We start from the raw sequence: 24,838 nt of genomic DNA, 5'->3' as shown, positions 1-24,838 counted from the left end.
GCGCCCCAGGCCGTCAGATTGCCAAGCGCATGACACTCCGGTTCGAGCGGCACATATGTGATAAACAAGGCATTCACCAACAGGCTGACGGGGAAGTGCACGAGGAAGACGGCATACGAGATGCGGCCCAAGGCATTGACGATGTTCCAAGCACGGCCCTGCGACGGGGTGCGGGCGCGGCCGAACAGGAACAGGGCGCAGGCAACGATCAGGGCCAGCGCGATGCGGCTGCGGTAGTCGACGGCCAGGGCCAGCAGCACGGGCACGGCGGCCATGGCCATGAGCGCCGTCATGGCGCCGGGCTTGCGGGCCGGGTCGCTGGCCCACCAGGCCATGAGCCCCAAGCCATAGCTGCCGAAGAAATACGGCGCCCAGTTATCCCAGCCCGCATCGAGGTTGAAATACAACAGGGAAAAAGTGATGCCCGCAGTGATGGCCAGCGGCATCAGCCAGTGCCCGCGCCGCTGGCCGGCCACACGGCCACCCAGCCACAGCAGCAATACCGTCAGCAGATACAGCTGGAAATCGATGGCCACGTACCAGGCGCCGGCCGACAGCGACTCATAGCCCAGCACGCCGTGCAGCAGCAAGGCATGGGCGCTCAGCTGGCCCAGGGTGACGGCGGCCGACATGGAGTCGTGTTGCATCCAGATGCCGGCCACAGGGGTGATGATGGCCGCGAACAAGGTGGCCGCCAGGAAAGGCGGCGCCAGCTTGGCATAGCGGCGCCAGACGGCCTGCAAGGGGGTGGCGATGCCGGGACGGCCGGCCGGCGAGAGCGATTTGGCGACGAGAAAGCCGCCGATGACGAGGAACACTTGCACGGCGATGCGCGCGCTGCCGCCCAGCCAGCCCAGCAACTCGGGCCACAGCGGCTGCACGTAGTCGGACATGGGCCCGTAAAACGCCAGATGGTGCAACACGATCAACTGCGCCGCGCCTGCCTTCAAACCATTGATCCAGCCAAACTGCGGACGATTTGCCAGGTCCGCCTGTGATACTACTGCCGCTGCCGTCATTCCCTATCCTTGCCGTGCCAGGTAGTGTCGCCAGCCGATCGCGCAACAGGCGCGCGGCCGAGGATTTACCGAAAGGCCGACATCATAGCCGAGCCTCGCACTTTGGTGACGCGCGACAGATGAGCGGCATCAGTCCTTGCGCGACAAATCGGCGCGCAACAGGGTCTGGATCACGCTGCAGCCCCGCCCGTTCGCGCGCACCGCGACCACCATCGACGGCATGACGAACAGCACGCCATCCTGCTCCTCCCAGGTATCGAGCAACTGCTCCAGTTCGCGCCCCAGCGATTCCGGCCGCTTGAGCTGCTGCGCCAGCTGCGTCGCGCACTTGCCGTCATTGCCAGTGCGGCGCGGACACTCGTCGACGCGCACGAAAGGCGTCTTGCTCTCGCGCAAGCGCGCGGACAACTGCGCGGCCACCGCTGCCGGCGCGCCATCGAGATACAGGTGGTAGGACGGCACACGGCAGCATCGTCCGGACAACAGCAGCAAGCCGACCCTGGCGCCGAAAGCGTTGACAGGGGCTGACGGCACGTAGGCAAACGGCGGCGCGCCGCCATCGCCCGCCAACGTCTGGCGCAGCTCGGCAGCGTCAGGCCTGCGCCAGCCCGGCAGGCAGGCGGCATTGGCGGCAAAACAGCGACGGTAGCCGGTTTGATCGCTGATAAACAATTCCTCGACCGCATCGCGTGCGCCGGCGGCGCCAGGCGCAATACCGTCCGGACGGACCTCCCAGCTGCCCGTGCCGTTCTTGTGCCATGCGAACGCCGTGCGCGACCAGGCCCACAGCCGCTCGTACGGGTTGAATTGATAGCTGGGCGCGTCCGCCAGGTAGATTCTCGGCAAGGGAATGGGATCGCGCCGCTTGCCGTCCGCATCGACCACCAGCACCACGGACGGCGCATATTCGCTGTCGACATAGGCAAACGATGCCCCGTCGGGCGAGATGGCCGCCAGAACATAGGCTTGCAGGTGGCCGTCGCCTTCGGGCGGACTGGGCAGCACGGTGATTTTCAGCGGCAAGCCACGCAACAGGAAACCGGGACGCTGGTCGATGGGAAAATAGCGCACGCCGGGAGACAGGGGGAAGCCATGCATGTACGTCTCGTTACCACGGTAGCCGTATTCCGACGCCGCAATCTTCTCGACCACGGCCTTGCCCGCCTGCTCGTGGACCAGCGCCAGCATGCCGTCGTCTTCCTGCCGCTTGACGAAATACACGGGCTGGGCGAAATCGGTCCAGCGTTCGATGCCATCGGTGGCCTTGACGACGATTTTGTCGTTATGTATCAGCCGCATGGAGTGGTTCTCGGCGGACATCAGGGAACCGCCACCCTGGCGGTACTCGACCGACAAGGCGGCAAACCGGCCGTAGGTATCGGCCTTGGTCACCTTTTCGCCGCGCCGCAGCACGGCCGCATATTCGCCCGTGGCCGGCTCCGTGTAAGGCCAGCAGCCAGTCAGCAATACGAAAGTGGCGGCGCACCACCAGCGATACCGTGCGAAAATTTTCATGCGTCGTCAGCCCTTCAGGTCAGGACTGCCCGCCCATGCTGCAAATTCGGCAATCTTGCAGGCATTCTACGGCAGATTCAGGGCTGGCTCAGGGCTGATTCGCTTGCGGCTGCTGCGCGAGGATGGCATCGAGCAAGCCGGGGAAGCGGCTCTCGATATCGGCGCGGCGCAGCGTATTCATGTGCGTCGTGCCCGCGTTTTCCGTGTAGACGAGCCCGGCTTCACGCAAGACCTTGAAATGGTGGGAAACGGTCGATTTCGGCCGCCCGCCATCGAGGTCGCCGCAGGCGGCCGCGTCCACCCTGGCCAGATGGCGCACGATGTCGAGGCGGATGGAATCGCTCAAGGCATACAGCACTCTTTCGAGCACGAATTCGCTGGCGGGAGGATGTTTGTGTGGGCGCATGAGCAGAATCATACAGCATCGGCTATACTCATACCGTTGTTCGATAATTTACGAACTAAAGAACTATACCCCGAACCGCCCACACTCACGATAAAGGCCACCATGTCCGCCCTCTTCCAGCCCTACCCCCTCAAAGACATCACCCTGCGCAACCGCATCGCCGTGCCGCCCATGTGCCAATACATGGCCGTCGACGGCGTGGCCAACGACTGGCACCTGTCGCATTACGCGGGCATGGCGCGCGGCGGCGCCGGCCTGGTGATCGTCGAAGCGACGGCCGTGGCGCCCGAAGGCCGCATCACGCCCGGCTGCACCGGCATCTGGAACGATGACCTGGCACAAGCCTTCGTGCCCGTCGTAAAAGCTATCAAGGCGGCCGGCTCCGTGCCCGGCATCCAGATCGCCCACGCGGGCCGCAAGGCCAGCGCCAACCGTCCATGGGAAGGCGACGACCACATCACGCAAGGCGACGCGCGCGGCTGGCAAACCATCGCCCCGTCCGCCATCGCCTTCGGCGGCGGCCTGCCGAAAGTGCCGCGCGCCATGGACCTCGACGATATCGCCCGCGTGAAACAGAACTTCGTCGACGCGGCCGTGCGTGCCCGCGAAGTGGGTTTCGAATGGCTGGAGCTGCATTTCGCCCACGGCTACCTGGCGCAAAGCTTCTTTTCCGCCCACTCGAACCAGCGCGACGATATCTATGGCGGCAGCCTGGAAAACCGTAGCCGCTTCCTGCTGGAAACATTGAAAGCCGTGCGCGCAGTATGGCCCGAGCACCTGCCGCTGACCATCCGCTTCGGCGTGCTGGAATTCGATGGCCGCGACGAACAGACCCTGCTCGAATCGATCGGCCTCGTGCGCCAGTTCAAGGATGCCGGCATGGACATGATCAGCGTCAGCATGGGCTTTACCATTCCCGACGTGTCGATTCCATGGGGCCCCGCCTTCATGGGTCCGATCGCCGAGCGAGTCCGCCGCGAAGCGGGCGTGCCCGTCTCGTCCGCCTGGGGCTTCGGCACGCCGGAGATTGCCGAGCGCGTCGTCAAGGAAGAACAGCTCGACGTGGTGATGGTCGGCAAGGCGCACCTGGCCAATCCGCACTGGGCCTACTTTGCCGCCAAGGAACTCGGCGTCGAGCGCGCCTCGTGGACCCTGCCCGCGCCGTACGCGCACTGGCTCGAGCGCTACTGATCGTCCTTCGCCTTCGCCGTGGCCGGATGCCCCTCCAGGGGCAGTTCCGGCAGGAACAGCAGGAAGACCAGCCCCACCAACAGCAGCACGGCGCCGGCGCCAAACACGCTGGCGATCGCATGGCGGTACACCTCCACCGTCTGCGCGGCCGCGTGCGCGCCAAGCACGGACACGGCTTCCACGCCATGTCGATGCAGCTGGTGCGCGAGGATGGCGCCGGACGCCGTCACGCCGAGCAAACCGCCCAGCGAGCGGAAAAAGGCCAGCATGGCCGTGCCCACGCCCCGGCGCGCCAGGGGCAAGGCATTTTGCACGGCGATCGTCATGTTCGGCATTACCAGCCCCAGGCCCGTGCCGAGGAAAAAGATGGCCGGCTCGATGACCCAGTAGCCGCGCGACGTTGCCATCGCCCAGGCCAGCACGGCAAACGCCAGCAGCGCCACCGCCAGCCCCATCACCTGCACCATCTTGTACTTGCCCGAGCGCGACAGCACCCGGCCGTTGAACATCGACGACGCCACCAGTCCCACCATCATCGCCACCGTCATCACGCCCGATTCGGCGGGACTCGTGCCCATCACCAGCTGGAAGAACAGGGGAAAGAAGACGCTGGCGCCCGTCAAGCCCATGAACGTCATGGCCATCACCAGGCTGGCGATATTGAAGGTGCGGTTTTCGAACAGATCGGGCGGCAGCACGGGTTCGTCCACCCGCCCCACGTGCACCGCCAGCCAGAGTCCCAGCAGCACGGCGACGCCGCCGCACACCTTGATGGCCAGCGCATCCCACGGCCACTCGGTGCCGCCCAGCGCCAGCACCAGCAGGGCCGCCGTGATGGCGCCCGTCAGCAGCGCCGACCCCAGGTAATCGATCTTGTGCGCATGCGTGCGCGCGGGTTTGCGCATGGCGCGCGCGATGATGACAAAGGCCGCCGCGCCGATGGGCAGGTTGACATAGAAAATCCAGTGCCACGACAAGGCATCCGTGATGATGCCGCCCAGCACGGGGCCCAGCACGCTGGTGACGGCAAACACGATGGGCACCATGCCTTGCCGCTTGCCCCGCTCGGCGGGCGGCACGACGTCGCCGATGATGATTTGCGCCAGCGGCATGAAGCCGCCCGCACCGAGGCCCTGGATGGCGCGGAAGATGATCAGTTCCGTCATGTTCTGCGCCAGCCCGCACAGCACGGAACCGAGCAAAAAGGTCAGCAGGGCCGTGAAGATCATCGGGCGGCGGCCGTACTGGTCGGCCAGCTTGCCGTACAGGGGCATGGTGGCTGTCGAGGCCAGCACGTAGGCCGTGACCACCCACGACAGATGCGCCATGCCGCCCAGGTCGTCGACGATGCGCGGCAGGGCCGTGGCGACGATGCTCTGGTCCAGCGCACCGAGGCCCAGCACGGCCATCAGGCCAAAATAGATGGCGCGCACTTCGCGCCCGGTGACGGGTTTCGCTTCGTCCTTGTTTGCGCCTGCGGCGTGATCGTGGCCGCTCATGGCTGGCCGATCTCCAGCAGCGGCTGCATGGCGGCTTCCAGCGCATCGACCTGCTGCGGCGACAAGCGGGCGATGCGCCGCGCCAGCGCGTCGCGGCGGCGCGCGCGCAGGGTCTCGAGGATGGCCAGGCCGCGCGCCGATACTTGCAGGCCGGAACGCCGGCGGTCCTGCGGATCGGGCGCGCTGCGCTCGACCAGCCCCGCCTCCTCCAGCGACTTGACCTGGGCGCTGACGGTGGGTCCGCGCACGTTCTGCAGCCGCGCCAGCGCGGCCACGCCGATGCCGGGCTGCTCGTGTATCAGCGCCAGCAGCATGGTTTGCATCATCGATACGTTGCCCTCCAGCTCGCCCCCTTCGCGCTGCATGGAGCGCAGCAGGCGCTTGAAGGCCACGCGCAAGTCATCGGACAGCGCCAGCGCGCGTTCGGGGATGGGAAAGTCGTCGGGAATGGGCATGGAATGAGTTAAATAGGTAGGCTACCTACCCATATTAGACCGTGCATGAGGGCCACGCAAGGCTTTTTTCCGCCCTGGCCCTTCCCAAAACCGCCGCTGGCCGTCATAATAGCCGCCCTTGGGTCGTTAGCTCAGCTGGTAGAGCAGCGGACTTTTAATCCGTTGGTCGCAGGTTCGAATCCCGCACGGCCTACCAAGATTCAGCCGTCAGCATGGCAAACATGTTGATACGGCACAGCGTTACCGCAGTTGTTGTAAAGTTTTTGGGTCGTTAGCTCAGCTGGTAGAGCAGCGGACTTTTAATCCGTTGGTCGCAGGTTCGAATCCCGCACGGCCTACCAAATACTTCAAGGAAGCCCACGAACCCGGTTCGTGGGCTTTTTTGTTTCTGGCCGCTCTCTGGTCAGTCGACAGGTTCCTGCCAATTCGTCCAGAGTCCAGCGTGCCGCCATTTGGCGTTACCAAGGACTCATAGGCGCGAAAGCAAGCTCGCTCCCCCTACGATTGGCGCTCCCCCAGTGCCGAGTGCCCGCAAGATATGGCCCAAAATGCCTGAACTACCGGCTCCTCGCTGTATCGACGACGCGACAGTTCCTGGCAAAAACCGGCCGCAGACAGCCTTCCTTATCCCCTCGCCAGCATTTCAGCAAGTATTCTCAAAAAAGTGACTATTAGTGACTTTTTTGCGCAACGCGACGCTTTAAGATGAGTCGTGTTTCTGGAAGCTGCTCCTATCGCAGCCCCTACGTCATGCCAGCCCGGAGAATATCTATGAAGCGCAATAACATGACTATCGCGAGGCGTCTTGGCTTGGGCTTCGGCCTTGTCGCGCTGCTGTTGGGGGTGGTAATAGCGCTGGGCCTGGCCAGCATGAGCAATATCCAGCAGCGCATGGACGAGATCACCAAGGTTAACGATGTCGAGACCAAGCTGGCGCAGACGATGGACCTGACCGTTACCGAGCGCGCGCTGGCGATGCGCAACCTGATTCTTCTCAAAGACCCGAAGGAAATCCAGATAGAGGTCAGCCGCATCGCCGATCAGCAGCAGAAATACGCCAAGGCACAGGAACAGTTGAGCAAGATGTTTAGCTCGCTGACGAGTACTTCGGACGAAGAGCGCACCCTGCTGACGCTGATCCAGAAGCAGGCTGAACTTTCCGCGCCGTTCATAGAACGCGCCACGGCGCTGGTGCGCGAGAATAAGCAAGACGAGGCGTACAAGGTGCTCCGCTTCGAATTTCGCCCAGTGCAAAAAAGCTGGTGGGAGCAGATCCGCAAGTTGGTCGCGGTCGAGGAAAAACAAAACATCGAGGGCACAGAGGCCGCCGCACTGGCCTATGCCAACGCCCGCACGCTGATGCTGACTACCGGCGCGCTGGCGCTGATCACCAGCCTCATTGCTGCCTGGCTCATTACCCGGGACGTTACGCGCCAGCTCGGCTGCGAGCCGGATGAAGCAGCCGAGATCGCAGGCCAAATAGCCGCAGGAAACCTGGCAGTCCGAATCGACCCGCGTCCCGGCGACAAGAACAGCCTGCTGCTAGCGATGCGATCGATGCGCGACAGCCTAGCGTTGATCGTCAAACAGGTGCATAACAGCACCGAAACCATCTCCACCGCCGCGGGCCAGATCGCCTCCGGCAACCTCGACCTTTCTTCGCGCACCGAACAGCAGGCCAGCACATTGGAAGAGACCGCCTCCTCGATGGAGGAGCTCACCAGCACCGTTCGCATCAATACCGACCATGCTCGCCAGGCCAATGGCTTGGCCGAATCGGCCTCCGACGTCGCCGTGCGAGGCGGCGGCGTGGTGGCCCAGGTGGTCGAAACGATGGCCGCCATCGACGTCTCCGCGCGGAAGATCGTCGACATCATCGCCGTCATCGATGGCATCGCATTCCAGACCAATATTCTGGCCCTGAACGCAGCCGTCGAGGCGGCACGCGCGGGCGAACAGGGGCGCGGCTTCGCGGTGGTTGCCTCCGAGGTGCGCAACCTGGCGCAGCGTTCCGCAGCGGCCGCCAAGGAAATCAAGGACCTGATCGGCGACTCGGTCGACAAGGTCCAGGCCGGCAACCGGCTGGTCGAACAAGCCGGCGCTACGATGCATGAGGTGGTGGCCAGCGTAAAGCGTGTCACAGACATCATGTCCGAAATCCTGTCGGCTAGTCAGGAGCAATCGTCCGGCATCGAGCAGATTAACACCGCCGTCACGCAGATGGACGACGTCACCCAACAGAACGCTGCGCTGGTAGAAGAGGCTGCCGCAGCCGCACAAGCGATGCAGGAGCAGGTCAACAGCCTCAACGAGGTTGTCAGCGTGTTCCGGGTCAGCGCCCCAAGCGCCGCGCAGCGGCCGGCGTTGAAGATGACCGCCGCGCAGCGGCGCGTGCCGCAGCTGGCAGTGGCTGTCCCTGCGCCCACCAGCAAGACGCAGCCAGAATGGGAACAGTTCTGACCGCAAGAATCCCGCACGGCCAAGGAAGCCATGAAGCCGGTTCGTGGGCGTTTTTGTTCTGCCCGCCAGCTATTCAGTCTCCCCATACCTGCCCGGCGTCACGCCCATCACCCGCTTGAACATGGCGATAAAGGCGCTGACGTTGTCATAGCCCAGGTCCAGCGCAATCGTCGTCACGGGCTGGCCGGCGGCCAATAGTTCCAGGGCGCGCAGGATGCGGGCGCGCTGGCGCCAGGCGGAAGGCGTAAAGCCCGTTTCGGCAATGAAGCGGCGCGCCAGGGTGCGCGGCGACATGGCGGCCCAGGCGGCCAGCGCTTCCACGCCACGCTCGTCGGCCAGGTCGTCGAGCACGGCGCGCGCCACGCGCAGCAGGCGCGGGTCCGTGGGCAGGGGCAAGCCGAAGGGTTCATGCGGCGAGGCGGCGATCTCGTCGAGGATCACGCCCGCCACCCTCGCTTGCCGCGCGTCCAGCGCATCGGGCGCATCGGGCGCGCCGTCGCCCCAGCCGCTGGCGCGGGCCACCGCTTCGCGCAGCAGGCCCGAGACGCGCATCACGCACGGCGCGGCGGGCAAGCCGCCGCAACTGGCCTCGTCCACATACACGCTCCAGCCCGCAAACGGGCCATGCGAACGCAGCCCGTGGATGTGATGGGGCGGCATCCACACGCAGTGGCTGGCCGGCACCACCCATTGCCCGCTGTCGGCGGCAACGGAGAGCAAGCCACGCGCGGCGCCGAACAACTGGCCGCTGGCATGGCGGTGCGCCCCCGTCACCCTTTCCTGCGATTGGACAATGCGCATGGCGCGCAGCGGCGGTGCTGGCGGCAAGATTGACTGATTTGACGTATCGAATGACATAAATAACGCAGGCAAGACAATTCGACCATCATACAGTGAAGTCTTTCCAACCTTCAGGAGTTCACCATGCGCGCAGAAGACGTATTACCGGATCAGCAAAACCAGGGCCAGTTCAATGGCGTCACCGTACGCAAGGGAACGGTGGGCGCTTTTCTGGCCAATGCCCGGCTGTGGCTGGACGAAGCCAGCAGCGTCGACGACAAGGCCATCGCCGAGCGCGACATTGCCGACGCCCTGCCCGCCCTGCACGCGCTGGGACTGTTCGACATTGTGCAGGTGCGCGACCTTGCGCTGCGCAAACTGGTGTCCGCCGCAACGGAGTAAGCGGCCAACGGCTCGTCCCCGGCGCGCATTTCCTCTATCATGCTGCTTTGCCCGCTTTCGAATCGCCATGCCGTTTACCATTGCCGCCCCCGTCCACAGCGAACTGATCATCAAGAAAAGCCGTTTCATCGGCTGCGTGCAGCCGATGACGGACCGCGCCAGCGCGCAGCAGGTGGTCAATGATTTGAAGGCGCAGCATCCGGGCGCCTGCCATGTGTGCTGGGCGCTGCTGGCGGGCGGGCAGTCGGCGGCCGTCGATGATGGCGAACCGTCGGGTACGGCCGGGCGGCCCATGCTCGACGTGCTGCGCCACCAGGATCTCGAAGGCGTGCTGGCGACAGTCGTGCGCTACTTCGGCGGCATCAAGCTCGGAGCGGGCGGCCTGGTGCGCGCCTACACGGACAGCGTGGCGCAGGCGCTCTTGCAGGCGGGAAAGACGGCCATCGTGCGCCAGCGAACCTTGCGCTGCACGGTGCCGTATGCGATGGAAGGCATGCTGCGGCGCGAACTCGATGGCGCCGGCGCCACCCTGCTGAACGTGGCGCACGGCGAGGACGTGCTGTTTGACTTCAGCCTGCCGGAAACGGCGGCCACCGCCCTGCTCGCCCATCTGCACGAGGCGGGCAATGGGCGGATAGCCTGGCTGAAAGTGGAAGCCGAAGAGGAAGAATAGCGCTTACAAGTTGGCCGGACGCTTGAGCTGCAACAAAATAAAATGCGTCCACGCCAGTGCCGGCAGCACCAGCAACAGCAACATCAGTCCGGCCGGCATGTCCGGCACGAAACGCGCGAAGCAGGCAAGAAAGCCGGCGATGGCCAGCCAGAAGCGCCAGTTGAAGGCATACGCCTTGCGCGACACGGTCGCCAGCGCGATGCGCCAGAATTCCAGCAAGGCCCACAAGCCGCCCGTCAGCAACAGCGCGGCCAGCGCATTAGCGCCGGGGGCCTCGGCCCAGGTGCGCACCAGGTTGTACAGCAGCAGCGGATAGCCGGCCGTGATGGCCAGGGTGGCGGGGCCGGCGGCGATGACAGCTTCAAACAGCTGCCCTTTGGAACGATGATCCACTAAATCCTGCTCCTCAAGCCACGACGCCCGAATGGGCGGCGATCACTTGCAGCGCGCCGGCCGCATCCTGCGCCCAGACGCGCGTAAAACGGAAGTCGCCATGCGTTTCCACGTCGTGATACTTGCCCGTCAGTTGCATGCGCACGGAAACCACGGCCACGTTGCCGCTGATGCGCACATGGCGCTCGGACGCGCGCAAGTCCGTGATGGACAGCAGGCGCTGCTCGTGCGCGGCCAGGTCCGCATGCTTGCTCAGCAAATGGCCCAGGTGATTAGTAAACAGCAACTCGTCGGCCAGCAGGACGTTCAACGCGGCCACGTCGGAGGCCATCATGGCCAGGCGCAAGCGCTCTTCCGCATCGAGCACTTGTACTTCCGTTAAAGCATTCATCTTTTTCCTTATTAAAATAACGCGCGCATCTTAGCAAACGGGAAAACCATGCTGGCACGAAATAGCCAATTTCACAATCATACTGAAGGCTTATGCCTGTGAAGCATATTTATATAGCGTAATATTCGCAGCGGTATGGCGCAAAACGCCCCCATAGTACTGTACAGTGCTTGCCCTTCCGCCCCGGGCTGGGGCGGCTGTCAGATGCAGTACAGTCTTAAGTGCTCCGTGCAGTCTCGAATAAAACCAAGATAAGGCCCTTTCATGGCAATTAACATCATCCTGAACCTGCTCGTTGCGTTGCTCGTCTTCGCCTTCATGTTCCACCAGCAACGCAAACACGCGACGTTTACCGTGCGCGTCTTCACGGGCCTGGGCCTGGGCGTGCTGCTGGGCGCGGCCGTACAGTGGCTATACGGCGCCGGCTCGCCCGTCATCGCGGGCACCAATGAATACATCGACATCGTCGGCAGCGGCTACGTCAAACTGCTGCAGATGATCATCATGCCGCTGATCATGGTGTCCATCATTTCCGCCATTTTAAAGCTCAAGGATGCGAGTTCGCTGGGCAAGATCAGCGCGCTGACCATCGGCACCCTGCTCATTACCACCACGATTGCCGCCGCGCTGGGTATTTTGATGGCCAAGCTGTTCGGCCTGACGGCGGTGGGCCTGACGTCGAGCGCTGCCGAAGTGGCGCGCGGCGTGCAGCTGCAAGGCTCGCTGGAAACGGCAAAAGCCCTGTCCCTGCCGAAACTGCTGGTCAGCTTCGTGCCGACCAACCCCTTCCTCGACATGACGGGCGCGCGCAAGACGTCGACCATCGCCGTGGTCGTGTTCTCGATCTTCATCGGCATCTCGGCCACCGGCATCGCGGCGAAAAAGCCGGAAATCTTCGCCTCCTTCGAGCACTTCATGAAAGTGGCGCACGCCATCGTCATGCGCATGGTCACGCTGGTGCTGCGCCTGACGCCGTACGGCGTGTTCGCGCTGATGTTCGAAGTGGTCGCCTCGTCGAGCTACACGGACATCTTGAAATTGATTAACTTCGTCGTCGCCTCGTACAGCGCGCTGATCTTGATGTTCCTCGTGCACCTGGCCATCATCGCCGGCGTGGGCCTGAACCCGCTGCGCTTCGTGAAAAAAGTCTTCCCCGTGCTGGCCTTCGCATTCACCTCGCGCACCAGCGCCGGTTCGATCCCGATGAGCGTACAGACGCAGACGCAGCGCCTGGGCACGCCGGAAGGCATCGCCAACTTCGCCGCCTCGTTCGGCTCGACCATCGGTCAGAATGGCTGCGCCGGCATCTATCCGGCCATGCTGGCCGTCATGATCGCTCCCACCGTCGGCGTCGATCCGTTCACCGTCAGCTTCCTGCTGCCCTTGCTGGCCATCATCACCATCGGTTCCGTCGGCGTGGCCGGCGTGGGCGGCGGCGCCACGTTTGCAGCCCTGATCGTGCTGTCGGCGATGGACTTGCCCGTCGCGCTGGCCGGCTTGCTGATCTCCGTCGAACCGCTGATCGACATGGGCCGCACGGCCCTGAACGTGAGCGGCTCGATCACGGCCGGCACCGTCACCAGCCGGGTCATGGGCGAGACCGACCTGGCCGTCTACAACAGCGACGACGCGCCTGACCTGGACGAGGCCGAACACGCTGTTTAAAAGCCTATCGAGCTGCGCGCCGCGCCTTGCCGCTTTCGTCTATATTTATCCCTCATAAATACAGAGGAAGGCGCAAGGCGATGGAACAGAAATGGCCGCAGCAAATCTGGATCGTGCGCCACGGCCAAAGTGCCGGCAACGTGGCGCGCGATGCCGCCGAAGCGGAAAAACAGTTATTGATCGCCATCGCCGAGCGCGATGTCGATGTCCCCCTCTCCGAACTGGGCGCGCTGCAGGCGCAAGCGCTAGGCGACTGGTTCGCCACCCTTCCCCCTGAACAACAACCGACCGTCGTACTGTACTCGCCCTACGTGCGGGCGCAACAGACGGCGCAAGCCGTACTCAAGCGCATCGACACGGACAGCTTGAGCGCCGTGGTGGCCGACGAGCGCCTGCGCGAGAAGGAATTCGGCATCCTCGACCGCCTGACCGTGCACGGCATCGCCAGCAAGTACCCGGAATTGCACGAACAGCGCCAGCACGTCGGCAAGTTTTATTTTCGCCCGCCGGGCGGCGAAAGCTGGTGCGACGTCATCCTGCGCCTGCGCAGCGTGCTCGACACCATCACCCGCGAATACCGGGGCGAACGGGTACTGATCGTCGGCCACCAGGTCATCGTCAACTGCTTCCGCTACCTGCTGGAACGCTGCGACGAGCACGCCATCCTGGCCATCGACAAGGCCGCCGACGTGCCCAACTGCGGCGTCACCTCGTACGCCTTCAACCCCGCCCTGGGCAGGCACGGCAAGCTGCAGCTGGACCTGTGCAACTTCGTCGCGCCGCTGGAAGCGGCCGGAACACCCGTCACGGCCCAGCCCGACATGCCGGCGGCGCCCAAGTCCTAGTTTTTCGGAGATCATCCATGGACGCCACCGACATCACACCCTCCCTGCTGCGCTCCTGGCCCCTGCCCATGCCCCAGCCCGATGGCGACAAGGAAGTGCGCGGCCACCTGCTGATCGTCGCCGGCTCCGAGGAAATGCCGGGCGCCATGGTGCTGGCGGCCACGGCCGCCCTGCGCGCGGGCGCGGGCAAGCTGACCCTGGCGACGGGCGCGTCGGTGGCGGCGCAAGTGGCCGTCGCCATGCCCGAGGCGCGGGTCATCGGCCTGGACGAAACGCCGCTGGGCGGCTTCCGCCACGAGGCGCAACACCAGCTGGCGCCACTGGCCGGCAAGGTCGACGCGGTGCTCGTCGGGCCGGGCATGTGCGACACGGCGGCCAGTTGCGAGCTGATGCGCCATTTGCTACCCCTGTTCGCCGGCAGCCGGCTGATCCTCGACGCCTGCGCCATGCAGGTCGTGCACCGGCCCGCGCACTTCCGCTTTGACCAGCCCGTGCTGCTGACGCCGCACGCGGGCGAGCTGGCCCAGTTGACGGGCCTGTCGAAGGACACCGTGCTGGCCGACCCGCATGCCTGCGCCGTGGACGCGGCGCGGCGCTGGAACGCCATCGTCGCGTTAAAAGGCGCGCTGACCGTCATCGCCATGCCCGACGGCAACAGCTGGACGCATGCGGGAGGCAATATCGGCCTGGCCATCTCCGGTTCCGGCGACACCCTGGCCGGCATCATCACGGGCCTGGCCGCGCGCGGCGCACCGTTGGAGCAAGCGTGCGCCTGGGGCATCGCCCTGCATGCGCTGGCGGGGGAACAATTGGCCTTGCGCTTCGGCATCCTCGGCTACCTGGCGCGCGAAATCCCGGCCGAGATTCCCGCCCTGCTGCGCAATCTGGCGGCATAAAAACAACAGCATAAGCATATCCAGAAAGAATCGTTCGCTCGGGCAACAACCTCCCTTAAGCTCAATCAATTGTTTTCAGATGAACAAGCTTAAAGGATAATGCCGTGCACCTGCGCCACTCATACGCCTCGCCGCCCTTTCTTCCCGCCACGCCGCTGCGCGCCATCGTGCTGGGCTGCGCCATGCTCGGTGCGCCATCGACCTGGGCACAGGACACTGCGGCCAACACCAGCGACACGGCCAGCGCCAGCATCGACCAGGTTACCGTCGTCGGCTCGCGCGCGCGCAACCGCACGGTGTTCGACAGCAGCGTGCCCATCGACCGCTTCGGCGCGCGCGAAGTGAGCAATGCGCTGGCCTCGGGCGACGTGGGCGCGGCCTTGCAAAACCTGTCGCCGTCAATCAACTTCCCGCGCATCGAATCGAGCGGCGCGTCGGACTCCGTACGCGGCATCCAGTTGCGGGGCCTGGCACCGGACCAGGTGCTGGTGCTGATCAACGGCAAGCGCCGCCACACGAGCGCCGTGCTCGACACGGAAAGCAGCTTTGCCGGCACCGTGCCGGTCGATATCAACGCCATTTCGCCGAACGCCATCGACCACATCGAAATCCTGCGCGACGGCGCCGGTGCGCAGTACGGCAGCGATGCCGTGGCGGGCGTCATCAACATCGTGCTGAAAAAAGCCCGCACGGGCGGCTCCGCTTCTGTCAGCTATGGCGCCAACCACACGCATTTCGACCCGACCGGTCAAACCCTGACGGATGGCCAGACCGTCATCGTCAACGCCGACTACGGCGTGCCGCTGGGCGAGGCGGGATTCTTCCGCTTCGGCGCGGAAACGCGGCGCCGCTCGCCCACGGAACGGGCCGGCCCCAGCGACGCGGGCTGGACTTCCTACAACTTCACGCCGGCCGACCAGGCGCTCGACGGCAAGGTCGTGTTCAAGTCGGGCGACTCGCGCCAGCGCAACCACTACCTGTTCTACAACACCGAGCTCACCCTGGCCAACGGCCTGGACCTGTACTCGTTTGCCACCGTCAACGAACGCAAGTCCGACGGCAGCGCCTACTTCCGCTATCCGGGCGACCCGTCGAACGTCGCGGCCCTGTATCCGAATGGCTACCGCCCCGTCACCAATGGCGACAAGCGCGACCTCAGCATCGTGGCCGGCGTGCGCGGCAGCGCGGGCGAGTGGAACTGGGACGCCAGCGCGCGCCACGGCAGCGACCGCTTTGACTATGGCGTGAGCCACTCCGTCAACGCCTCGCTGGGCGCGGCCAGCCCCACGCGTTTCAATCTGGCCGGTTTCGACTTCCGCCAGAACGCCTTGAACCTCGATGCCACGCGCAGCCTCGACATCGGCTTGCCCGCCCCCTTGAGCGTGGCCTTGGGCGCCGAATGGATGCGCGAAACGTACCAAAGCTCGGCCGGCGATCCTGCCTCGTATGCGGCCGGCAGCTTCACGGACGCGCCGCCGGGCGCGCAGGCGGGACCGGGCTTGCGCCCGTCGGACGCGTATGACGGCGGCCGGCAGATCCGCTCCGTGTATGCGGACGTGGAAAGCGACCTCACGCCGCGCCTGCTGGTGGGCGCCGCCGCCCGCTATTCCCGCTACAGTGACTTCGGCAGCGCCAGCACGGGTAAACTCTCCAGCCGTTACAAGGTAACGGACAACTTCCTTGTACGCGGCTCGCTGTCGAACAGCTTCCGCGCGCCGGCCCTCGTGCAGACGGGTTTCCGCTTCGCCACCCTGAACTTCAACGCCGATGGCACGGCCCTGCAAACATCGGCGCTGCTGCCGGCCAGCGACCCGCTGGCACGCAGCTTCGGCGCGCAACAACTGAAACCGGAAAAATCGACCAACGTCTCGCTGGGCCTGGCCTGGAAGCCGGCAGCCGCCACCAGCGTGACGGTGGACGCCTACGTGATACGCATCCGCGACCGCATCACGCGTTCGAGCGACTTGCAAAGCGACGCCGTCACCGCCTACCTGACCGCCAACGGACGCGGCGACATCCAGTCCGTGGCTTACCTGGCCAATTTGCTCGACACGCGCACAAAAGGCCTGGACGTGGTGCTGAATCACGACCTGGCGTTTAGCTCAGGCAAGCTGAACCTGAACGCGGCGCTGAACCTGAACAAGACCAGTCTCGACAAGGTGCGCCAGAGTTCCGCTACATTGAGCACCATCGATCCCAGTCTGGCCCTGCTGACGGAGACGAGTTTGTTCCGCATCAAACATGCGTCGCCCACCAGCAAAGTGATCCTCGGCGCCGACTGGCAGGCGGCCGGCTGGGGCGTGCAGGCGCGCGCCACGCGCTTTGGCGAGCTGAAAGATTTTTCCTACGACAGCGATGCGCCCCTGATCGACGGCATCCCCGCGCAGCGTTTCGGCGCCGTCTGGTCGCTGGACCTGGAAGGGCAATTGAAACTGAGCCAGCAACTGACGGTGAGCGTGGGCGGCAACAATATCCTCGACCGCTATCCGCAGCGCGTGCGCCAGACGAACAATGCCACCTATGGCGGCGCGCTGCCCTACAATTTCATCAATCCCATCGGCGTCAATGGCGCGTATTTCTACGCCAAGCTGAACTACACCTTCTAAACCACGCAAAGAGCCCATGATGATCCAGAAAATTTCCCACCTCGTCGCCGGCGCCTGCCTGAGCGCCCTGCTGCTGTCCAGCGCCCAGGCCGCCGCGCCGCTGGTGCTGATGACGGACTTCGGCACGGCCGACGGCGCCGTGTCCGCCATGCATGGCGTCGCGTATGGCGTCGATCCCCATCTGACCATCTCGGACCTGACGCACCAGATTCCCGACTACGACATCTGGCTGGGCGCCTACCGTTTGTACCAGACGGCCAATTACTGGCCGCAAGGCACGGTGTTCGTCTCCGTCATCGATCCGGGCGTGGGGACCAACCGCAAGTCGGTGGTGCTGAAAACCAAGGGCGGACGCTACTTCGTGGGACCGGACAACGGCCTGTTTACCCTGATCGCCGAGCGCGACGGCGTGGCCGAACTGCGCGAAATCGATGAAAAGGTCAACCGCCTGGCCGGCTCCGCCGAGTCCTACACCTTCCATGGCCGCGACGTGTACGCGTATGTCGGTGCGCGCCTGGCGTCTGGCGCCATCACGTATGAACAGGTGGGTCCGACATTGCCCAGCGAATCCGTGGTCAGGATCGCGTATCAAAAACCTGTGCGCGACGGCAATACCATCCGCGGCATCGTGCCCGTGCTCGATGTGAAATATGGCAATGTCTGGACGAATATCCCGAAATCGCTGCTCGACGAATTGCAGGTGAAACTGCACGACCCGCTGCAAGTGCGCATCTTGCACAAGGGCAAGCAAGTGGCCAAGGTCACGGCGCCGTTCGAGCATACGTTTGGCGGCGTCGCCAAAGGCAAGCCGCTGGTTTACCTGAACAGCCTGCTCGACGTGGCCGTGGCCATCAGCCAGGGCGACTTCGCCGCCAAACACCACGTCGAGTCAGGCGTGGATTGGGAAGTGGAAGTGAGCAATGCCCCTGCCGCCAAATAAAGCCCTCGCCCGCGGCCGGGACGTCCTGTCCTGGCCCTTTCTTTCTCGTTCACGTGGCGCGTTTGCGCCATATCAAAACGAATCGCCGATCCTGCTGCCGATAGCCACTGATTTGTAAATCCGGTGAACCTGCGCGCACCTGCCCACTCTAATTTTTTGCAAGCGATGCCAGCCTTGCTGCGGTGGCCTGCCGGCACTGTGGCAGGCCACCTGGCAGGTAGGATCACCCACGACAGCTTTCCAACGAGAAAGGAAGAATCATGACGGCCCCACTCCCTAGCACCAGCAAGCTTGTCCTCGGCACCGCCATCGTCTGCGCGCTGCTGGGCGGCTGCAACAAGCATAACGAAACCACGACCGCCCCGGCCACGCCAGCTACGCCCGCCACCACGCCCGGCACGGGCGGCAGCGGCACCTCGGGCACCAGCGGCACCACCACGCCGGACACCACCACGCCAGCCACCCCATCCGTTGCGCCGGGCACCACCACCAATCCCGACGGCACGACCACGCCGCCGGCCACTCCCCCCAGCACGACGCCGGGTACCGGCACAGGCACCGGGACCGGGACCGGAACGGGCACAGGGACCGGCGCCACGCCGCCGCGCAACAGCTAAACGCCGCGTCCATTCCGCGCCGACGCACGGCCAGGTTGCACGCCTGCGGCAAAATACGCAACAAAGAGCCTTCCGACGAAGGCTCTTTTTATTGCACAGCGCAACAATCTCCCTGCCACGGCGCGTCAGTGGGCCGGCACCGCCTTGCCAGCCGCCCGAGCGCTCAGCGCCTGGTGGTCCGCGGCCAGGAACAGATACATGGCAGGCACCACGAACAGGGTAAACAAGGTGCCGATGGACAGGCCCGTAAAAATCACCAGCCCCATCGCGTGACGCCCGGCCGCGCCCGCGCCCGAGGCGATCACCAGCGGCAACACGCCAAACACCATGGCGGCCGTCGTCATCAGGATGGGGCGCAGGCGCACGGCGGCCGCCTCCTCGACGGCCTCGCGCTTGCTCTTGCCCGTCTTTTGCAGCTGATTGGCCACTTCCACGATCAGGATGCCATGCTTGCTGATCAATCCCATCAGCGTCACCAGGCCCACTTCCGTGTAGATATTGATCGACGCAAAGCCGAGGAAGATGAACATGGTGGCGCCAAACAGGGCCAGCGGCACCGAGACGAGGATCACGACGGGGTCGCGGAAGCTTTCGAACTGCGCCGCCAGCGCCAGGAAGACGATCACCACGGCAAACAGCATGGTGACGATGAAGCCGCCCGATTCCTGCACGAACTGGCGCGACTGCCCTGCGTAATCGGCCGTGTAGCCGCTGGGCGCCACCTGGGCCAGCGTGTCGCGCATGAAGGCCAGCACCTCGCCCTGCGAGGCGCCGGACACGCCGGAAAGCGTCACGGAATTGAGCTGCTGGAAGCGGTTGATCGACTCGGGCACGACGTCGTACTGGATATGCGCGACGGTACTGGCCGGTATCATCGTGCCGCTGGGCGTCTTGATATGAAAATCCAGCACGGCCGACGGGTTCAGGCGGTCGACCTGCCGCACCTGCGGGATCACTTTATACGAGCGCCCGGCGATGGAAAAGTAATTGACATAGCCGCCGCCCAAGGCCGCGCCCAGCGCCTGCCCCACATCCTGCTGCGTCATGCCCAGCGCGGCGACGCTGTCGCGGTCGACCGCCACGGTCGCTTGCGGCTTGTCGATTTTCAAGTCCGTGTCGATGAAATAGAACTTGCCCGAGGCACGCGCCTTTTCCAGCACCTGCTGCGCGATGGTGTCGAGATTTTCAAACGGTTCCGTGGTGGCGATGACGAATTGCACCGGCAAGCCCGAGGAACCGGGCAAGGCGGGAAACTGGAAGGCGGCCACGCGGGCGCCGGCGATCTTGTTCCAGCCCGCCTGCAAGTCTTGCTGCACTTCCTTGGCGCTGCGCGTGCGCTGGTCCCAGGGCGTCATCAGCATGCCGCCAAAACCCGAGTTGACCGTCGGCACACCCGTGATCTGGAACATCTGGCTGTATTCGGGCATGGCCTTGGCCACCTGATAGATTTGCTCCGCATACACTTGCATCTGGTCCGACGTGGCCGTCGGGTCGCCCACCACCTGCGACAGCACGACGCCCTGGTCTTCCTCGGGCGCCAGCTCGGACTGCGACATCTTGAACATCAGCCCCAGCACCACCATCAATAGCGCCGCCATGACGATGAGCACCACCCAGGTGTCGAGCAGCGCATGCAGCAGGCGCTGATACGTGTCATGCACCTTGCCGAAGACGCGGTCGATGGCTTGCACGAAGCGGCCGCTGTCCTGTTCCGGACGGAAAAAGCGCGAACACATCATGGGCGACAGGGTCAGGGCCACCACGCCCGACACGGCCACGGCGCCGGCCAGGGTGAAGGCGAATTCCGTGAACAGCGCCCCCGTCAGGCCGCCCTGAAAACCGATGGGCACGTACACGGCGATGAGCACCACCGTCATGGCCAGAATCGGGCTGCCCAGTTCGCGCGCCGCCAGCAGGCTCGCTTCCAGCGGCGGCTGGCCCTGCTTCATGTGGCGGTCCACGTTTTCCACCACGATGATGGCATCGTCGACCACCAGGCCGATGGCCAGCACGATGGCCAGCAAGGTCAGCAAATTGATGGAATAGCCGAACGCCAGCATGGCCGTAAACGTGCCGATCAGCGACAGCGGCATGGCGATCACGGGCACGATCACGGCCCGCAGGCTGCCCAGGAACAGATAGATGACGATGGTGACGATCAGCAGCGCCTCGACCAGGGTCTTGATGACCTCCTTGATCGAGGTATTGATGAAGAACGTCGAGTCGTACACGATTTCGCCCGTCAGCCCGGCCGGCAGCTGGGACTGGATATCGGGGAAGCTGGCGCGCACGCGCTTGGCCACATCGAGGATATTGGCCTCCGGCGCCACCTTGATGCCGATGAAGACGGAGCGCACGCCGCTGAAGGCCACGTTGAAATCATAGTTTTCCGAACCCAGCACGACGGTAGCCAGGTCTTCCAGCCGCACGATGGAGTCGCCGCTGCGCTTGACGACGAGCTTCCTGAATTCCCCGACCGAATGCAGGTCCGTGCCCGCCGTCAGGGGAACGGTCACCATCTGGCCCTTGCTGGATCCCAGCGCGGCCAGGTAATTGTTATTGCCCAGGGCGGTGCTGACCTCGGCCGCCGTCACGCCGAACGCGGCCATCTTGTCCGCATCGAGCCAGGCACGCAGGGCGAACTGGCGCGCGCCCAGCAGTTCCGCCGTCTGCACGCCGCTGACGGAGTCGAGCTTGGGCTTGACGACGCGGCTCAGGTAATCCGTCACATTATTCGTCGGCAAGGTCTTGCTGTAAAAACCCAGGTACATGGCATCCGTCGTCTGCCCCATCTGCACCGTCAACACGGGCGTCTGCGCCTGGGCGGGCAACTGGTTCTTTACGGAGCTGACCTGGGTGTTGATCTCCGTCAAAGCCCGGTTCGCGTCGTAATTGAGGCGCAGGGTGGCCGTGATGGTCGACACGCCGCTGCTGCTGGACGAGGACAGGTAATCGATGCCCTGCGCCTGGGCGATGGCCGATTCCAGCGGCTGCGTAATGAAACCGGCCACCGTCTGCGCATCGGCGCCGTAATACGTGGTGGAGATCGTCACCACGGCATTCTGCGTCTTCGGATACTGGTTGATGGGCAAGCTGAACAGGGAGCGCAAGCCCAGCACCACCAGCAGCAGGCTCACCACCATCGCCAGCACGGGCCGGCGGATAAAGAGATCGGTGAAGTTCATGGCGGCGCCTCAGTGTTCCTGCGGCGTGGGCCGCGGATTGTCGCGCGGCTCGACGACGTTGCTGATCACCACGGGGCTGCCGTTCTTGAGCTTGATCTGCCCGCTGGTGACGACTTGCTGCCCCTCTGTCAGCCCCGTCAGCACGGCCACCTGGTCGCCGCGCGTCTCGCCCGTCGTCACGAAGACCTGCTGCACCACCAGGTCGCCCGCCTTGGGCGGCGGCGCGGCGGCGGCATTGCCGGCATGCCCCTTGGGCACCGGGGCCGGCAGCACGACGAACACGGTCGAACCGTAGGGGTTGTAGGTGATCGCCGTTTGCGGCAAGGTCAGGTACTGTTTCTTTTCCCCCACTTCCACGTTGACGTTGGCAAACATGCCCGGCAACAACTGCCGCAGGGGATTGGCCACCGTGGCCTCCACCTGCACATTGCGCGTGGCGGGATCGACCTTGGAACTGATGGCGCTGACCTTGCCCGCAAACACCGTGTTCGCATGCGCATCGCTGGACAGATTCAATACCTGGCCCACTTGCAGGCCGCTCAGCTGCTTTTGCGGAATATAGAAGTCGACGTAGATGGGATCGATGGTTTGCAAGGTGACGATCTTGTCGCCGGGATTCAAATACTGGCCCGGATTGACGGTGGTGATGCCGAGCTTGCCCGCGAACGGCGCGCGGATGGTTTTCTTCTCCACCAGCGCCGCCTGCTGGGCCGCCAGGGCCTTGCGGCTTTTCAGGTCGGCCACGTCGTTGTCGATCTGCGCCTGGCTGATCGCCTGCACGGCAAACTGCTGGCGGTCGCGCGCCAGCACGGACGCGGCCAGTTCGGCCGCCGCCTCCAGGGCGCGCAGCTGTGCCAGGTCGGCGTCCGCGTTCAGCTGCAGCAGCACTTGCCCCGCCCTTACTTCCTGGCCGGACTTGAAATGGATGGACCTGACGAGGCCGGCGATTTCGCTCGTCACGTCGACGCCGCGCACGGCCACGAGGGTGCCCACGGACGCCAGGTGCGGCTGCCACTCGACCTTGCGGATGATGGTCGCCGACACCGTCTGCGGCGCGGGCTTGGGGGAGCTGGCCATGAGCTGGCGGATGTGCAGGAAAAATCCCAGCGCCAGCAGGGCAATCAACAGCACCACCGCCCCCAGCATGATGAGCATGCGTTTCGTGCGTTTCGTCATGGATGCGCTCCTTGTCATTGCTGCCCGCCGCCATTGCGCCTGTCGTGTTGCAAGGCCTTGCCGTGCCGGCCCCTCAGTCTGCTGCCGTGGAAACGGCCTGCAGCGCAGGACGGTTCCACCAGCCGCCGCCCAGCGCCTGGAACAGCGCGGCGCTATCGGCATAGCGGGCCGCCTGCGCCTGCACCAGCCCCACCCGGGCTTGCTGGTAGGTGCGCTGGGCGTCCAGCAGGCTCAGGTAGCTGATGGCGCCCAGCTTGAATTGCTGCGTACTCAGCGCCAGCGATTCGCTGGCCAGCGCCTCCGCCTCGGCTTGCTGCTGCAAGGCGGCTGCATCGGCCTCGAGGGCGCGCAAGCTGTCCGCCACATTCTGGAAGGCGCCCAGCACGGTGGCGCGGTAATCGGCCGCCGCGCCCTCGTAGGCGGCGACGGCGGCACGCCGCTGGGCGCGCAATGCACCCCCATTGAAAAGGGGCTGGGCCAGCCCGGCCGCCACGCCCCACACGGCAGAACTGGCGTGCAGCAGCGCGGGAACGCTGGTGGCCAGCGCGCCGACATTGCCCGTCAGGGTGAACTGGGGATACATGGCTGCCGTGGCGACGCCGATCTGCGCGCTGGCCTGCTGCAGCAGCGCTTCGCTGGCGCGGATGTCGGGACGCTGGCGCACCAGGGCCGACGGCAGGGAAACGGGCAAGTCCTGCGGCAGGCGCAGCGACGCCAGGTCGAATTCGGGCATGCCGGGCTCGCTGGGCAAGCGGCCCGCATACACGGACAGCTGGTGGCGCGTCAGGACCAGCGCCTTTTCCAGCGGCGGCACGCTGGCCCGCGTCTGCGCCACCGTGTTGCGCTGGACCAGCACCGTGGCGCGGGCGATGGCGCCGAAGCGCAATTGCTGCTCGATCAGGTCCAGCTGTTTCTGCTGCGCGTCGAGTATCTCGCCGGTGGCCTGCAACTGGGCGCGCAACGATGCTTCGCGGATGGCCGTCGTCACCAGGTTGGCCGTCAGGGTCAGGTACACGGCTTCCAGCTGATATTGCCGATAGTCGACCAGCGCTTGCAAGGCCTCCAGCTGGCGCTTGTTGCCGCCAAACACATCCAGCGCATACGACACATTCACCGAAGCATTGTACAAATTCAGGACGCCACCCGCTCCCTCCAGGCTGCTGTTTTTTTCGCGGCTGGCGCCGATCCGGGCGCCCACCTCGGGATACAACAGGCGGCCGGACAGGGCGCGGTAATTTTCATCGGCCTGGCGCAGGGCAGCCTGGGCCGACGCCAGGCCGGGGCTGCGCGCGAGGGCGCCGCGCACCAGCTGGTCCAGCGCCGGCGACTGGAACAGCGACCACCATTGCGCGGGGATATCCTGGCCCGGCACGAAGCGCTGCGCCTCGCCGGCGGGACCAGGCGCGGCCACGGTTTGCGCCGGCAACGGTGCCGGCGTGTAGCGGTCGCCACCGCCCGGGGCGGCGGGAGGCCGGAAGTCCGGCCCGACGGCGCAAGCGGCCAGCAGGCATGCCATGAGGATGCCGAGACTGGGCTGCCGGATGCTGGAGAACATGGTGCTGGTCCGTTACGTTGCCATGCTACATTGCCGTTGAAAAATATCGCAAAAGTATCCCGATTCCGGGCTGGCGAACTCGCCCACCCGTCCTACGATTGTAGAGCACCAGACGTAAAAAGAGCCTTCCGAAGAAGGCTCTTTGACCTGGCACAAGGATTGCGCAGCC

The 24,838-nt window shown here is 64.8% G+C and carries 21 protein-coding genes and 2 tRNA genes; 12 read left to right on the top strand and 11 right to left on the bottom strand.

Annotation, left to right across the window (positions count from 1 at the left end; genetic code table 11):
- The 3 genes from CBW66_RS19985 to CBW66_RS19975 all read right to left on the bottom strand — a co-directional run.
- Positions 1 to 1,019 (bottom strand): acyltransferase (locus tag CBW66_RS19985; RefSeq protein ID WP_086153663.1); only part of this gene is annotated, 1,019 nt, incomplete at its 3' end.
- A 129-nt stretch (positions 1,020 to 1,148) separates the two neighbouring features.
- Positions 1,149 to 2,534, bottom strand: coding sequence for a hypothetical protein (locus CBW66_RS19980; protein WP_086139743.1), 1,386 nt, complete (start codon positions 2,532 to 2,534; stop codon positions 1,149 to 1,151).
- 88 nt (positions 2,535 to 2,622) lie between these two features.
- Complete coding sequence (locus CBW66_RS19975) at positions 2,623 to 2,940, bottom strand: helix-turn-helix transcriptional regulator (protein ID WP_070312460.1); 318 nt, start codon at positions 2,938 to 2,940, stop codon at positions 2,623 to 2,625.
- A gap of 102 nt (positions 2,941 to 3,042) precedes the next feature.
- Between CBW66_RS19975 and CBW66_RS19970 the strand changes: the two genes are divergently transcribed.
- Complete coding sequence (locus CBW66_RS19970) at positions 3,043 to 4,131, top strand: NADH:flavin oxidoreductase/NADH oxidase (protein WP_086139742.1); 1,089 nt, start codon at positions 3,043 to 3,045, stop codon at positions 4,129 to 4,131.
- Here the strand turns inward: CBW66_RS19970 and CBW66_RS19965 are convergent.
- Together CBW66_RS19965 and CBW66_RS19960 are read right to left on the bottom strand one after the other, a co-directional pair.
- Positions 4,125 to 5,630 (bottom strand): MDR family MFS transporter, encoded by a 1,506-nt coding sequence (locus CBW66_RS19965; RefSeq protein WP_230492164.1) that lies wholly within the window; start codon positions 5,628 to 5,630, stop codon positions 4,125 to 4,127. The genes CBW66_RS19970 and CBW66_RS19965 overlap by 7 nt on opposite strands.
- On the bottom strand, positions 5,627 to 6,085 hold the full coding sequence (locus CBW66_RS19960) for a MarR family winged helix-turn-helix transcriptional regulator (protein ID WP_086139741.1): 459 nt from the start codon (positions 6,083 to 6,085) through the stop codon (positions 5,627 to 5,629). Before CBW66_RS19960 ends, CBW66_RS19965 begins: the two co-directional genes overlap by 4 nt.
- Before the next feature lie 120 nt (positions 6,086 to 6,205).
- On the opposite strand from CBW66_RS19960, the gene CBW66_RS19955 reads away from it, so the two are divergent.
- The 3 genes from CBW66_RS19955 to CBW66_RS19945 all read left to right on the top strand — a co-directional run bounded on the left by CBW66_RS19955 (position 6,206) and on the right by CBW66_RS19945 (position 8,545).
- Positions 6,206 to 6,281, top strand: a tRNA-Lys gene (locus CBW66_RS19955).
- A 69-nt stretch (positions 6,282 to 6,350) separates the two neighbouring features.
- Positions 6,351 to 6,426 (top strand) — tRNA-Lys (locus CBW66_RS19950).
- A 430-nt stretch (positions 6,427 to 6,856) separates the two neighbouring features.
- On the top strand, positions 6,857 to 8,545 hold the full coding sequence (locus tag CBW66_RS19945) for a methyl-accepting chemotaxis protein (protein ID WP_086139740.1): 1,689 nt from the start codon (positions 6,857 to 6,859) through the stop codon (positions 8,543 to 8,545).
- A 69-nt stretch (positions 8,546 to 8,614) separates the two neighbouring features.
- On the opposite strand, the gene CBW66_RS19940 is transcribed toward CBW66_RS19945, so the two are convergent.
- On the bottom strand, positions 8,615 to 9,346 hold the full coding sequence (locus CBW66_RS19940) for a helix-turn-helix domain-containing protein (protein ID WP_230492172.1): 732 nt from the start codon (positions 9,344 to 9,346) through the stop codon (positions 8,615 to 8,617).
- 123 nt (positions 9,347 to 9,469) lie between these two features.
- Between CBW66_RS19940 and CBW66_RS19935 the strand changes: the two genes are divergently transcribed.
- Both CBW66_RS19935 and CBW66_RS19930 read left to right on the top strand, forming a co-directional pair.
- On the top strand, positions 9,470 to 9,727 hold the full coding sequence (locus tag CBW66_RS19935) for a hypothetical protein (protein ID WP_086139739.1): 258 nt from the start codon (positions 9,470 to 9,472) through the stop codon (positions 9,725 to 9,727).
- A gap of 67 nt (positions 9,728 to 9,794) precedes the next feature.
- Complete coding sequence (locus tag CBW66_RS19930) at positions 9,795 to 10,400, top strand: YigZ family protein (RefSeq protein WP_086139738.1); 606 nt, start codon at positions 9,795 to 9,797, stop codon at positions 10,398 to 10,400.
- Positions 10,401 to 10,403: 3 nt separating this feature from the next.
- On the opposite strand, the gene CBW66_RS19925 is transcribed toward CBW66_RS19930, so the two are convergent.
- Complete coding sequence (locus CBW66_RS19925; protein ID WP_086139737.1) at positions 10,404 to 10,793, bottom strand: hypothetical protein; 390 nt, start codon at positions 10,791 to 10,793, stop codon at positions 10,404 to 10,406.
- Positions 10,794 to 10,806: 13 nt separating this feature from the next.
- Positions 10,807 to 11,184, bottom strand: coding sequence for a nuclear transport factor 2 family protein (locus tag CBW66_RS19920; RefSeq protein WP_086139736.1), 378 nt, complete (start codon positions 11,182 to 11,184; stop codon positions 10,807 to 10,809).
- A 264-nt stretch (positions 11,185 to 11,448) separates the two neighbouring features.
- Between CBW66_RS19920 and CBW66_RS19915 the strand changes: the two genes are divergently transcribed.
- From CBW66_RS19915 to CBW66_RS19890, 6 genes are all read left to right on the top strand, one after another.
- Positions 11,449 to 12,849 (top strand): L-cystine transporter, encoded by a 1,401-nt coding sequence (locus CBW66_RS19915; RefSeq protein ID WP_086139735.1) that lies wholly within the window; start codon positions 11,449 to 11,451, stop codon positions 12,847 to 12,849.
- 80 nt (positions 12,850 to 12,929) lie between these two features.
- Entirely contained in the window at positions 12,930 to 13,694 is a 765-nt protein-coding gene (locus CBW66_RS19910) for a histidine phosphatase family protein (protein ID WP_086139734.1), read from the top strand.
- A gap of 17 nt (positions 13,695 to 13,711) precedes the next feature.
- Positions 13,712 to 14,590 (top strand): NAD(P)H-hydrate dehydratase, encoded by an 879-nt coding sequence (locus CBW66_RS19905; protein ID WP_086139733.1) that lies wholly within the window; start codon positions 13,712 to 13,714, stop codon positions 14,588 to 14,590.
- A gap of 104 nt (positions 14,591 to 14,694) precedes the next feature.
- Positions 14,695 to 17,196 carry a TonB-dependent siderophore receptor gene (locus CBW66_RS19900; RefSeq protein ID WP_230492165.1) on the top strand — a complete coding sequence of 834 codons (2,502 nt, stop codon included), beginning with the start codon at positions 14,695 to 14,697 and terminating at the stop codon, positions 17,194 to 17,196.
- 16 nt (positions 17,197 to 17,212) lie between these two features.
- Positions 17,213 to 18,136: an S-adenosyl-l-methionine hydroxide adenosyltransferase family protein gene (locus CBW66_RS19895; protein WP_086139732.1), complete on the top strand. Its 924-nt coding sequence runs from the start codon at positions 17,213 to 17,215 to the stop codon at positions 18,134 to 18,136.
- A gap of 260 nt (positions 18,137 to 18,396) precedes the next feature.
- Positions 18,397 to 18,753, top strand: coding sequence for a hypothetical protein (locus tag CBW66_RS19890; RefSeq protein WP_086139731.1), 357 nt, complete (start codon positions 18,397 to 18,399; stop codon positions 18,751 to 18,753).
- Between the two features lie 125 nt (positions 18,754 to 18,878).
- Here the strand turns inward: CBW66_RS19890 and CBW66_RS19885 are convergent, their stop codons facing one another.
- From CBW66_RS19885 to CBW66_RS19875, 3 genes are all read right to left on the bottom strand, one after another.
- Complete coding sequence (locus CBW66_RS19885; protein WP_086139730.1) at positions 18,879 to 21,938, bottom strand: efflux RND transporter permease subunit; 3,060 nt, start codon at positions 21,936 to 21,938, stop codon at positions 18,879 to 18,881.
- Positions 21,939 to 21,947: 9 nt separating this feature from the next.
- Positions 21,948 to 23,114, bottom strand: a complete 1,167-nt coding sequence (locus tag CBW66_RS19880; protein ID WP_230492166.1) for an efflux RND transporter periplasmic adaptor subunit — start codon at positions 23,112 to 23,114, stop codon at positions 21,948 to 21,950.
- Between the two features lie 73 nt (positions 23,115 to 23,187).
- The gene (locus CBW66_RS19875) at positions 23,188 to 24,669 is read right to left on the bottom strand and encodes an efflux transporter outer membrane subunit (protein ID WP_086139728.1); all 1,482 of its coding nucleotides are present in this window, start codon (positions 24,667 to 24,669) and stop codon (positions 23,188 to 23,190) included.
- Between the last annotated feature and the right edge of the window lie 169 nt (positions 24,670 to 24,838).

It is taken from the genome of Janthinobacterium sp. GW456P (assembly GCF_002127655.1).
Lineage (GTDB): Bacteria > Pseudomonadota > Gammaproteobacteria > Burkholderiales > Burkholderiaceae_D > Janthinobacterium.
Note: the sequence above shows the minus strand (reverse complement) of the source record. Positions and strands in the feature narration are given on the sequence as shown.